Annotated in this window: 11 protein-coding genes and 1 tRNA gene; 10 read left to right on the forward strand and 2 right to left on the reverse strand. The window is 39.4% G+C overall.

Features of this window, described 5'->3' with window-relative positions; translation table 11 throughout:
- Positions 1–145: 145 nt before the first annotated feature.
- Entirely contained in the window at positions 146–1,468 is a 1,323-nt protein-coding gene (locus TEL01S_RS07100) for a cyclic 2,3-diphosphoglycerate synthase (protein ID WP_232504351.1), read from the forward strand.
- A 223-nt stretch (positions 1,469–1,691) separates the two neighbouring features.
- On the opposite strand, the gene miaB is transcribed toward TEL01S_RS07100, so the two are convergent.
- Positions 1,692–3,002, reverse strand: a complete 1,311-nt coding sequence (miaB, locus tag TEL01S_RS07105; protein WP_012003426.1) for a tRNA (N6-isopentenyl adenosine(37)-C2)-methylthiotransferase MiaB — start codon at positions 3,000–3,002, stop codon at positions 1,692–1,694.
- 33 nt (positions 3,003–3,035) lie between these two features.
- A complete protein-coding gene (rpsB, locus tag TEL01S_RS07110) occupies positions 3,036–3,836 on the reverse strand; it encodes a 30S ribosomal protein S2 (protein ID WP_012003427.1) in 801 nt (266 codons plus the stop codon).
- Between the two features lie 200 nt (positions 3,837–4,036).
- On the opposite strand from rpsB, the gene udk reads away from it, so the two are divergent.
- The 9 genes from udk (at position 4,037) to TEL01S_RS07155 (ending at position 12,842) form a co-directional block, all read left to right on the forward strand.
- Positions 4,037–4,651, forward strand: a complete 615-nt coding sequence (udk, locus tag TEL01S_RS07115) for a uridine kinase (protein ID WP_012003428.1) — start codon at positions 4,037–4,039, stop codon at positions 4,649–4,651.
- Positions 4,652–7,087 (forward strand): gluzincin family metallopeptidase, encoded by a 2,436-nt coding sequence (locus TEL01S_RS07120; protein WP_028843893.1) that lies wholly within the window; start codon positions 4,652–4,654, stop codon positions 7,085–7,087.
- A gap of 38 nt (positions 7,088–7,125) precedes the next feature.
- Positions 7,126–8,586, forward strand: a complete 1,461-nt coding sequence (locus TEL01S_RS07125) for a glycogen synthase (protein ID WP_012003430.1) — start codon at positions 7,126–7,128, stop codon at positions 8,584–8,586.
- 12 nt (positions 8,587–8,598) lie between these two features.
- Positions 8,599–9,600: a galactose-1-phosphate uridylyltransferase gene (gene galT / locus TEL01S_RS07130; RefSeq protein WP_012003431.1), complete on the forward strand. Its 1,002-nt coding sequence runs from the start codon at positions 8,599–8,601 to the stop codon at positions 9,598–9,600.
- A 52-nt stretch (positions 9,601–9,652) separates the two neighbouring features.
- Complete coding sequence (locus TEL01S_RS07135; protein WP_012003432.1) at positions 9,653–9,925, forward strand: stage V sporulation protein S; 273 nt, start codon at positions 9,653–9,655, stop codon at positions 9,923–9,925.
- Positions 9,926–9,929: 4 nt separating this feature from the next.
- Positions 9,930–10,178: a hypothetical protein gene (locus TEL01S_RS07140; protein ID WP_012003433.1), complete on the forward strand. Its 249-nt coding sequence runs from the start codon at positions 9,930–9,932 to the stop codon at positions 10,176–10,178.
- Positions 10,179–10,230: 52 nt separating this feature from the next.
- Positions 10,231–10,305, forward strand: a tRNA-Gly gene (locus tag TEL01S_RS07145).
- Between the two features lie 67 nt (positions 10,306–10,372).
- On the forward strand, positions 10,373–10,636 hold the full coding sequence (gene rpsO / locus TEL01S_RS07150; RefSeq protein WP_012003434.1) for a 30S ribosomal protein S15: 264 nt from the start codon (positions 10,373–10,375) through the stop codon (positions 10,634–10,636).
- Between the two features lie 73 nt (positions 10,637–10,709).
- Positions 10,710–12,842, forward strand: coding sequence for a polyribonucleotide nucleotidyltransferase (locus TEL01S_RS07155; RefSeq protein ID WP_012003435.1), 2,133 nt, complete (start codon positions 10,710–10,712; stop codon positions 12,840–12,842).
- Positions 12,843–12,846 lie beyond the last annotated feature (4 nt).

Consider the following 12,846-nt stretch of genomic DNA (forward strand, 5'->3'; position numbering starts at 1 on the left):
TGAGCATACTTGAGCCTTGCAGGTACTTTTTTTACCTAATCATCGTTATCGAAACTTTCAGGTGATATTTTGGAAATGACACAATTATCCCATGATTGGTATACTACCAGGAGGAATTACATCAAAGACCTCGGAGGTGAGTATTGTGCGGAAAAAAGTCATCATTATGGGTGCTGCAGGTAGAGATTTTCACAACTTCAACACATACTTCAGAGACAACGAAGAATATGAAGTGGTTGCCTTTACAGCGACACAGATTCCAGATATTGAAGGAAGAGTTTATCCTTCAGAACTTGCCGGAAAACTCTATCCAAATGGTATCCCAATTGAGCCAGAATCAAAGCTGACAGAAATAATCAAAAGTCATGATGTTGATGAAGTGATACTCGCTTATAGCGACCTGCCACATCAGTACGTTATGGAAAAAGCCGCAATTGTGACTTCAGCTGGTGCAGATTTTAAATTAATGGGGCCAAAGCACACAATGATAAAATCAAGCAAACCTGTTATAGCAATATGCGCAATAAGAACAGGATGTGGAAAGAGCCAGACCACCAGGAGGGTTCTCGATATACTGAGAGAAAAAGGCCTTAAAGTAATTTCGATAAGGCATCCTATGCCTTATGGAAACCTGGTAGAGCAGAAAGTGCAACGCTTTGCAACTTATGAAGATCTCGATAAACATAAATGTACAATTGAAGAAAGAGAAGAATATGAACCACACATCGATAGGAATTCAGTCATCTACGCCGGTGTTGATTATGAAGCTATTTTAAAAAGCGCCGAAGCAGAAAATCCAGACGTGATTTTGTGGGATGGAGGAAATAACGATTTTCCCTTCTACAAACCAAATTTGCTAATAGTTGTGGTAGATCCTCACAGGCCTGGTCATGAAACAAGTTATTACCCCGGTATGACCAATCTTCTCATGGCAGATGTTGTAGTTATAAATAAAGAAGAGACAGCATCAATGGAAGGCATTGAAATCGTCAGGAAAAATATAGAAAAATGGAACCCAGATGCAATAGTTGTTGATGCGAGTTCACCAATTTTTGTTGAAAACTACAAAGTAATAAAAGGAAAGAAAGTGCTTGTGGTAGAAGACGGGCCTACTCTAACACATGGCGAGATGAAGTACGGTGCAGGATTTGTAGCGGCAAAAAAATTTGGAGCTTCTGAAATAATTGACCCAAGACCTTTTGCAGTTGGATCTATAGTAGAAACTTATAAAAAATACAATCATCTTGACCTGATACTACCAGCCATGGGATATGGAGAAAAACAGATAAAAGAACTGGAAGAGACTATCAACTCATCGAACGCAGATCTGGTTATAATTGGTACACCAATAGATTTGAGACGAGTTATGAAACTCAATAAACCTGCGGTAAGAGTCAGGTATGAACTGCAGGAAATTGGTAAACCGGATCTCGAAGATGTAATAAACAATTTTCTAGATCAAAAATAAAACTGGGTATATGGTTTCTTGAACCTTTTAGTCAACATAAGCGTCTATTTATTGAGAGAAAAAAATTAGACTATTTTTGTCTTAGTATTTTGTTAACAGAAACGTTGTTACATAGGAACTTAAAGTGATAGTATTTTTAACTTGAAGTGGATACAATTTAATTAGAAAATGAAGAAACCCCCCTATCCCCCTTGAGATACACCCCCCACGGCTTTGGCGGGCTTTAGAGCCCGCATTTTTTTTGCAACTTTCCATACAGAGGACCTGCTGTTATCTTATCAATCTTCAGCAAAACATTTTCTCCTTCAGAAACTTCCTGAGAAGAAAAAATGATCACTTTATTTCTGATATCCCTGCCGTAATACAAACCCTCTTTTGTCTTTCCTTCAACTATTATTTCAACAACTTTCCCGAGGTACTGCATATTGAGTTCTCTGTTGATCTGTTTTTGCAACTCAAGTAATTTATTTAATCTTTGAACCTTTTCTTCTCTCGGTACATCGTCTTTGAAATACTTGCTTGCTACTGTGCCCTGTCTTGGTGAATACACAGCAAGATTAAGTCTCTCGAAACGGGCTTTCCTGACCAGGTCCATTGTTTGCATATAATCATATTCAGTTTCGGTTGGAAAACCAACTATGATGTCGCTACTTATAGAGGCATGGGGTATCTTGCTTCTTATTTTTTCCACTAACTGAAGAAATTGGTCCCTGTCGTATCTGCGATTCATCAATCGCAAAATCCTATTACTCCCGGATTGAACCGGAATGTGGAATGATTTTGCGGCTTTGGGGTCTTCAGCAACAGTTTCTATTAATTTATCAGTAATATCAGTTGGATAAGATGTGAGAAACCATATTCTTTTTATCTGCTCAAATTTGCCTGCCTGTTCGATAAGTGAAGCCAGATTTGTCCCATCTTTTAAATCTTTCCCGTACGCATCTACATTTTGTCCAAGAAATGTTATTTCCTTCACACCGTTCTTCGCAAGTTTTTCAACCTCTAACAGAACATCCGGTAATGGTCTGCTCTTTTCTCTGCCTCTCGTATAAGGTACGATGCAATACGTACAGAATCTGTTACATCCGTGAATAATAGTTATCCACGCATGATGTTTGGAAAACCTCATTCTTGGCGTCTTAGAATCCACGGTACAAATATCATCTTCGAGATAGACAATTTTTTCTCCCCTGGCAGCCTTCTGAAGAACCTCAGCAATTTTCCCAATTGATCGCGATCCAATGACAAAATCTGCTCCGCTTTTTATTAATTCTTCCCCTTCCAGATTTGAACCACAACCAGCAATCCCTATCAGTTTTATCTTTCCAGACTTTTTCAGCTTAACAAACTGTCCAAGGGCAGAATGATATTTTTCCTGGGATTTTTGGCGAACAACGCAGGTATTCAATATAACAATGTCTGCTTCTTCTGGCAAATTTACTACCTCATAACCATGCTGAGAAAGTATCCCTGCCATAGTTTCAGTATCATTGAGATTCATCTGGCAACCGTAGGTTTTGAAAAAAACCCTCATAATCTAATGAAAAGGAGGCAGAAGCCTCCTTATTTATTCCTCCTCTTTGAGATCTGTATCTTCAAACAGGTCAGATATGTCGAGCGAACCTTCCTCTTCTTCACTGGAATCAGACTGAATTGGTTCAGAAGGCGTTTCCTCGGTGAATGACACGCCTTCGCGGCCTTCGAGGTAAGCTTCAGCTATTTTAGAGGTGATCAATTTTATTGATCTGATGGCATCGTCATTCGCCGGAATAACGAAATCAACAGGATCTGGGTCACAATTGGTATCCACTACTCCTATAACTGGTATTCCCATTTTATTTGCCTCTGCAACAGCTATTCTCTCTTTCCTCGGGTCTATGACGTAAATTATGTCTGGTATTCTGTCCATAGCTTTGAGGCCCCCGAGGTTTTTTCTGAGCTTTTCTAAAGCTTTTCTGAGCCTGCTCTGCTCTTTTTTGGGCAATTTTGCAAGCTCACCGTTTTTCTCCATTTCCTCAAGCTCTATAAGCTTATCGATGCGCGGTTTGATTGTCTTGAAATTCGTTATGAGACCTCCAAGCCATCGGTTGTTAACATAAAAAGCACCGCACTTTCCAGCTTCTTCTTTTACAACATGCTGAGCCTGTTTTTTGGTCCCAACGAAAATCATTGTTGCTCCTTCGCTTGCTTTGGACTTCACAAAATCACAGGCTTCCTCCACAAGCTTCAGAGTTTTTTGAAGATCAATGATATAAATACCTTTACGGGCTCCATAAATATAAGGAGCCATTTTGGGGTTCCACCTTCTTGTCCTGTGTCCAAAATGAACCCCTGCTTCAAGTAACTGTTTCATGGTTATAACCGGCATTAAAACACCTCCTGAAGTTTTGGTTAAATCTTCCGTCTTCTTCAACTCCCTCACCGACCCTGCAGAGAGGGCACCGGGGTTTGGGATCTGAAGACGTGCTTTTTTTCAAAAGCCAGTATATTATACACTTAATTGTTAAGATATGGATCAAACAGATGTAAAAATAGAAATCTGATATGATTATTCTCAGGAGGTATAAAATGCTGCTGATAGGTATTGGTGGAGGAACAGGTTCTGGAAAAACTACCGTTGCAAACAAAATAATCAAAAAAGTTGGTCAGCAAAAATGCGCCCTTCTGCCAATGGACAATTACTACAGAGACATGAGTCATTTAACCTTTGAAGAGAGAAAAAAGATTAATTACGATCATCCAAATGTTATAGAACATGAATTACTGAAAGAACACCTTGAGAATCTTCTAAAAGGGTACTCAGTTGAGATACCGACATACGACTTCGTAAACTACGTTAGAAAAAAAGAGCAGATACATTTTTCCCCGAAAAACGTGATTATTGTTGAAGGAATCTTTGCACTTTATTACGAAGAGATCAGCAGATTGTACGGTTTGTCGGTCTATGTTGATGCCGAAAGCGACATAAGATTCATTCGCAGACTCATGCGAGATGTTAAAGAAAGAGGAAGAACAATGGAATCGGTGATAAATCAGTATCTCGAAACAGTCAAACCAATGCACGATGCTCATGTGGAGCCAACCAAGCGGAAAGCAGATATAATAGTGCCAAAGGGTGGATATAACGATAAAGCAATCGAAGTTGTGGTGAATTATATTTTTAAAGAACTGGAGAAAAGCTGAATGAAGAAATTTGTTTTTGCGATACTTATGGCTTGCAGTTTAGCAATTGGAATGGGAAAATTCAAAATGATAAAAACTCTGTGGGTTGATATCGCCTTTGAAGAAGGGCTTGAAAGACAAGCATTTTTGCTTGCCCAGGAAGCCGATAAAATCTACAGTAAATTATCAGAAGAATTCAACCTTCATCTTGCAAAAAGACCCGTTGTATATTTGATTGACAAAACTGATATTTCAAACGGATTTGCAAACCCATTGAATAACGTTATAGTAATCTATCCCAACGATATTGACCCGTACATTTTAACGCCGAACTACAAGAACTGGGTCACATTTTGCTTCACCCACGAACTGGCACATCTTTTTATTTCAAATAACTTTGCAGATTACTTTTCGCCTCTGAAAATTTTTGGGCATGCTGTTCCAGCATTTCTGCAGTCAATCCTTATTCCTATGTATTTACATGAAGGACTCGCAACGTATTTTGAAACCTATATAACAGGTACTGGGCGTGCCAGTGATACACTTTTCGAAAACTACATGGATGTTGCAAAAAGCAGTGACGTGGGAGTAAGGTATGCTTCGTCCATAAATTCACGTAGATGGCTTGCAGGTGGCCCAAGCTATGTTCAGGGATTGTCATTACTGAAGTATATTGAAACTAAGCACGGTCATGACGCGGTAATGAAACTCTTCGAGAAAATTTCTCAAAATCCATTATCCGGTTTCTACAGATCATTGAAAACAGTACTTTCAGACAGAGAAATAAAAGATTGGCTTTCTATAAAGAATTATTCCACAAAGGGCGAAAAACTATCAGAAACGCTTCTTTCAATAAGCAAACTTGATCTAAATGCGTGGAGAATTTACTATGCAGCCAGGAAATACAATGGTGAGGAGGCAATTTATTATTACGACACCTTTGCTGAAGAAAATGTCAAATTAATAGACGTTGATAACGTAATATCATTTGCAGTTAACAGAACTCGATTGATTGCCATAGCAAGGTATGCAAATGAAAATGGATCATCAATCTCAAAATTGTATCTTTATTCCGGAAGCGTGAAAGACCTTCAAATAACTGGCATTGTTGATATAGCCTGGATGAATGATTTTGAACTTGCAATGATCAGGCAGCAAAATGGTCAGAGAACTATAGAAGTATATGATTTGAGAAACAGAGAAACAAGAAAGATCCTCGAGCCAAAAGAAAACTTAATACCCCTCCAGATAACTGCATCAGAAGATAAAATTATCTTTACTGCAAAAACACAAAATCAGGTGGATTTATTCATGATTGATAAAGAAGCGCACATAATGAATCTGACAAACAATATATTTACAGAGGTATCGCCAAAACTTATCTCTAATTCACTTTATTTTTGTGCAGATTATTCGGGAAAATTTACACCATATTTGCTTGATATAGAAAATGGGAAACTGCTGGAAATTTCTGCAACAGATGCCATATCCTCCCTGATTCTCTATGACAAAATCTATTATTTTAAAGCTGTACCGGGAGGTTTTTCTCTCTTCAGACAGGATAAAGTTTTAGATCACGAAATTCATTTGTCTTTTAAGGAATTCAGTCCAGAACCTTTGAAATCTGTTATCCTCGATGAAGAACAATATTTCTATGATTCAATCAAACCGAGATTTGTTCTGCCATTTCCTTATTTTTCACCATCCTTAGAAGGAACAGATTACGGATTAGGAGTTGCCGCTGGTTTTTGGGACGATCTTATGGATAATTACGCCATTTTTGGATTTATTTGGTCGTGGGAAAACTGGGCTGCAAAACTTTTGCTTAATTCTGGAAAGGATGCTTTATTTTCTATACAGTTCGATCAAAAAGATCAACAATTTTCTTTAAGAACAGAACTGGATGTACCATTTCGAATAAATAAAAGCACGGTGTCGGAAAAGGTAGATTTGATAGCAGGTATTGAGATCAATGAAACACTGAGTTTGACTCCAGACCTGCAAGTTATCTACACAACAGGATCTGTTGGCGGGAAATTGCATCAGCAAAGTTTTCCAGATCTTGCTCTCTGGATCTCTGCTTTACCGGATTTTCGAATTGGTTTTTCAAAAGCTTTCCTGATAAAAGATTTTTTGCTTCAACTTTTTGGTCAGGCAGCTAAAGAATTTGTCCAATACGGTGCACATGTGGTAATTCCCGGACCATTGTTGAATATCGGTACGGTAGATGGATTTTGCGCAACTGACAGCATAAATTTCTCAGCTGGCTTTTCAAACACTCTCAGCGCAAAAGAAAACAGTTACAAAATATGGTTTAGATCTGTCTTTAATTCCCACATAGCGTATCAAATACCTTTACCAATTTTTGTCGAGATTGGGTTACAATCCGATCAGGGATATATAAAAATTGGTTTGGAAGATATTCTAAGTGAGTTCCTCGGTATGAAGAATCATTGATTTTTAAAGCCATGGTATAATTCAAAAGAGGTGATAGCATGAGAGTCGCTATGGTTGCTTATGAGGTATACCCATTTGCTAAAGTCGGTGGACTCGCCGATGTTGTCGGATCTTTACCAAAAGTTATAGAAAAACAGGGGGTAAAAGTTACTGTTTTTATGCCCTTCCATAAAATTGTCTCAAAAAACTGTGAAAAACTTGGCCTGGAGATAAAAGAAGTGGCCAGGGCAATCTCTTTGCCGAATCTTCAAACCAAAGAAAAATTCGATTTGTACAAATCAACTGTACCGGCCACAAATGTTTCAGTTTATTTTATATCGAACGATTATTATTTCTCCGCAGATAATGTATATGAAGGACCTGATTTGGCGGAGCAGTCTATTTTTTTCTCAAATGCAGCAATTGAAGCCATGAAATACCTTTCAGAAACATTCGACATAGTACATGCCCACGACTGGCAAACTGGCCTGGTCCCGGTTTATTTAAAAACTTTATATAGGACAGATCCGTTTTTTAATAGAACAGCTACAGTTTTCACCATCCATAATCTTGGTTATCAGGGTGTGTTTAATCCAGGTTACATGAAATTCGCAGGTTTACCCGCCTATTTATTCAACATAGACGGTTTGGAATTTTACGGTCAAATAAATTTCCTAAAAGGCGGTATATTATTCAGCGACATAGTAACAACTGTGAGCCCAACCTATGCTCAGGAAATCCAGACAGAACAATTTGGCGAAAAACTCGATGGTGTTCTCAGACTAAGAGCAGAAGACCTGTATGGTATTCTGAATGGAATCGATTATTCAGAATACAATCCAGCAACTGATAAAAGAATATATGTTAATTACGATATAGACCATATTGAAAAGAAAAAAATGAATAAATCCGAACTGCAGAAGGAACTAAATCTGCAGGTGAGGGACGATGTACCCCTCATAGGTATGATAAACAGACTTGTTGATCAAAAAGGTCTTGATCTTATAGAAAAAATTGTCGATTACATGATGATGTTCGACATACAGTTTGTCGTACTTGGAACAGGAGATAAGAAATACGAAGAATTCTTTAAAAATATTGAGAAAAAATACCCGCAGAAAATTTCCAGCAACATGAAATTCGATGTAGATTTGGCACAGAAAATTTACGCGGCAAGCGATATGTTCCTGATGCCATCAAGATACGAACCATGTGGATTGGGTCAGATGTACAGTTTGAGATATGGTACAGTGCCAATAGTTCGTTATACCGGTGGACTTGCTGATTCAGTAAAGGAGTACGATCCAAAAACAAGAGACGGTAATGGATTCGGTTTTAGAGAATATGACACGGCACATTTACTTGAAACTGTAGCAAAAGCAGTATATTTTTACAAGAAAGAAAAAGATCACTGGGGTAAAGTAGTTAAAAACGCAATGAAAACAGATGTTTCCTGGGACAGGTCGGCAAAGCAGTATCTAAAGATTTACCAGGAAGCTTTACGGAAAAAGCAATTCTGAGGAGGAGAAAGAATGCCTGAGTTCAGAAAAGATCCGGTCATAAAAAGATGGGTGATAATAGCTACCGAGAGGGCAAAGCGGCCACATGATTTTGTCAAACCGAAAGTAGAAGAAAAAGCAGGTTTTTGCCCATTTGACTACGGAAACGAGCATACTACCCCGCCGGAGATAATTGCATTCAGACCTGCCGACACCGCGCCAAATACACCTGGCTGGTGGGTAAGAGTGGTACCCAATAAATTTGGCGCCGTGAACCCTGACCTGACGCCCAGAAAATATGGAGTAGGTATGTTTGACGCAATGGATGGCTTTGGTTACCATGAAGTAATTATCGAGACACCAGATCACAACACTCACCTTGCATTGATGGATTACAAACAGGTGGAAGAGGTTATATGGGCTTACAAGCAGAGATTTGAAACGATAATGAAAGATTCAAAAATACAGTATGTCCTGATTTTCAAAAACCACGGTAGTGATGCAGGCGCATCTCTTCAGCACCCTCACAGTCAATTAATAGCAATTCCAACAATCCCCAAAAGAGTCCAAGAAGAACTCAGCGGTTCTCAGGAATATTTTTCTTACAAAGAGAGATGTGTTTTTTGCGACATAATAGATCAGGAACTTCAGCTTCAAGAAAGAATAGTTGAAGAAAATGAAGATTTCGTTTCGATAGAGCCTTTTGCTGCAAGATTTCCATGCGAGACATGGATTATACCTAAAAGGCATTCACACGATTTCAGAAACATCCTTGACAAGGAGGTTAAGTCGTTTTCGCAGATACTCAAGAACACTCTCTACAAAATATACGGCGCCCTTGACAACCCACCTTACAATTTCATGCTTCACACGGCTCCAAACACAGGGGAAGGAAAGAATTATTATCACTGGCATTTAGAAATCGTGCCACGCCTGACGAAAGTTGCTGGATTCGAGTGGGGATCAGGATTTTATATAAACCCGATGCCCCCAGAAGAGGCAACAAAATATTTACGTGCGGTTGAAATACCATGAAATTGTGGTAAAATAATTGCGCACATCCTTTAATCCAAGGAGGATTGGTAGAATGGAGATTTTGAAGGTGAGCTCAGGGTCAAATCCAAACAAAGTAGCTGGTGCTATTGCTGGTGCCCTTTCAAAAGCAGACAAAGTCGAAATTCAAGCGATTGGTGCGGGGGCTGTTAACCAGGCTGTGAAAGCTATCGCTGTAGCGAGAAGATTTTTGAACGAGGGTGGGAAAGACATTTACATGGTTCCTGGATTCATCGAAGCGTTAATCGACAATGAAACACGAACAGGAATGTCCTTCAAAGTCTTTGTGACTCAGAAACAATCTTGAGGAAATGGAAGATGTTCTTCAAGAGATTGTAAGAGCTTGTCGGGAAGACAAAAGGATTTTTGAGATTGTCCAATCAGTAGCACTGATGAGCAGAGAAGAAAAAGAACAGCTTAGGGCAAAGGTTAAAAACTATTTTCTTGACAAAACAGGGCAAATGGATGTACAGGCTTATCGATTTTATAATTTCATTCTCGATAATGCCAACGCACAGAAAATTGTTGAGATTGTTTCATCAGATGGACTGTGTGTTTAATTTTTGTTGTGATAAGTTCATGTACCCGGAAACTGTGGTATAAATGTTTTGTGCGGGTGTAGCTCAGCGGTAGAGCATCAGCTTCCCAAGCTGAGGGTCGCGGGTTCGAATCCCGTCGCCCGCTCCAGCCCCAACTTGGACATGGGACTGAACCCTGCCTGGGTTGGTGGACTTCGACTATGGAGGTGCAGTTAATGAATCAAGAGGAGAAGAAGAAAATCATCGAACAGTTTAGAATCAACGAGAAAGACACGGGATCTGCAGAGGTACAGGTAGCTATTTTAACGGCAAGAATAAGACACCTTACTGAGCATTTAAAAGCCCACCCAAAAGATTTTCACTCTCGGCGTGGTCTAATGAAAATGGTTGGAAGGCGTAGAAAGCTCCTTAGATATTTGAGAAAATCAAATCCCGAGTCCTATAAATCCCTGATTGAAAAACTAAATCTTAGAGGTTAACAAGTTAAAATTTATAAAAGGCGGGCATCTGCCCGCTTTTGGTTTCTTCAAAGCAAAAGTTGAGGTGATTAATTTGAAAACTTGGAAACGCGAAATACTTGGAAGAGAATTTATTGTTGAACATGGAAAAGTGGCCAAACAGGCCAATGGTGCTGTTGTTGCCAGAATTGGCGATACGACAGTCCTTGCAACTGCTGTCATGTCTGATTCCGCAGTAGAAGGGATCGATTTTGTCCCTTTGACTGTTGAATTTCAGGAGAGATTTTACGCCGCAGGTAAAATACCGGGAGGATTCATAAAAAGAGAAGGAAAACCAAGCGAAATGGCTATACTCTCGGCAAGAACTATCGACAGGCCAATAAGACCTCTTTTCCCAAAACACCTGCGCAATGAAGTTCAGGTGGTTGTGACAGTTATATCGACAGACTCGGTTAACACACCGGATATAGTTGGTGTTTTTGCTGCTTCGCTCGCTTTGAACATATCAGACATACCATTCAATGGAATCGTCGCGGCAGTGAGAGTGGGATTGGTTGATGGAAAAATAGTACTGTTTCCAACTGAAGATCAGCTTCAAAAAAGTCTGCTTGATATAGTTGTTGCTGGTACTGAAGACACCATAACAATGGTTGAAGGTGAAGCAAAAGAAGTCAGCGAGTCTCAGATGCTTCAGGCTCTTCTCAAAGCACACGATGCTATCAAGCAAATCATTGATTTCGAGAAAGAAATTCTTTCCTATTTCAATATTGAAAAAGCACAGATTGCGGAAAAAACTTTGCCAGAAGAAATTGAAAAAGAATTTTCGCAATTGCTTGATGGCAACGAATTGAGAGAAAGACTTTTAATCCAAGGGAAAAAAGCAAGAAGCAACGCTCTGAGTGAGTATTTCAAAAAAATCTATGAAATCTTAGAGGCCAGATATGGAACTGAAAAAATCGAAGAATTGTCAGTTTTGTTGAAAGACAAATATGAAGAAGCACTGAAGTATAAAATGAGAAGAATCATAGTGGAAGAAGGCACTCGACTGGATATGAGGAAACCGAAAGATATAAGACCAATAACCTGTGAAACAGGCCTGCTTCCGCGAGTTCACGGCTCCGCGTTGTTTACCAGAGGCGAGACACAGAGTCTCGGTATAGTTACTCTTGGGGCACCAATGGATGAACAGATAATAGATTCTCTACTCGAAGAGGGAACAAAAAGATTCATGCTCCATTATAATTTTCCTCCCTTCTCCACAGGTGAAGTAAAACCGCTTAGAGGACCAAGCAGGCGTGAAATTGGGCACGGACATCTGGCGGAAAGGGCTTTAAAATTTGTATTACCTGATGAAGACAGATTTCCATACACAATTCGTATTGTTTCGGAGATTCTCGAATCCAATGGCTCTTCTTCGATGGCAACAGTGTGTTCTGGTTCTCTCGCCCTTATGGACGCCGGCGTACCAATTAGCAAACACGTAGCCGGTGTAGCTATGGGGTTGATACTCGAAAAAGATTCGCAGATAGTTTTGACGGACATTCTCGGCGCAGAAGACCACTGGGGAGATATGGACTTCAAAGTTGCAGGTACTCGCGATGGTATAACAGCATTTCAGATGGATTGCAAAGTATCTGGAGTTTCTGCCGATCTACTTGAAAGAGCTTTAAATCAAGCTAAGGAAGCGAGATTATATGTACTTGAAAAACTTTACGAAACGATTTCCAAACCAAGAGACACTTTATCCAAGTATGCCCCTGTAATAAAAGTAATATCAATAGATCCATCAAAAGTGGCTGAGATAATTGGCCCGGGAGGAAAAATCATAAAAGCCCTGATAAAAGACTATGATGTTAAAATCTCGGTTGACGATCTCACAGGTAAAGTAAGTGTGATCGGCGGCAACGAGGAAAAAGTAGATGCTGCTATTGAGCAGATTAATTCTATATTAAAAGAAATCTCCGTTGGCGACGTATTTAGTGGAAAAGTGACACGTATTGAACCTTTTGGTGTTTTTGTGGAAATATCTCCCGGAAAAGTGGGACTGTTGCACCAGAGCAAACTTATAACAGACTTGAAAACTGTAAAAATAGGAGAAACAATGCGTGTCAAAGTTAGCAACATAGATAATCTTGGAAGACTTCAACTCGAGGAATTTTCCGATTCTCCGGATCATAAGCATGGCGAGAAGCGTTCATTCAAGAGACATAGAAAAAACGATAATTAAGAGA

Source organism: Pseudothermotoga elfii DSM 9442 = NBRC 107921 (assembly GCF_000504085.1).
GTDB classification, from domain to species: Bacteria; Thermotogota; Thermotogae; order Thermotogales; family DSM-5069; genus Pseudothermotoga_B; species Pseudothermotoga_B elfii.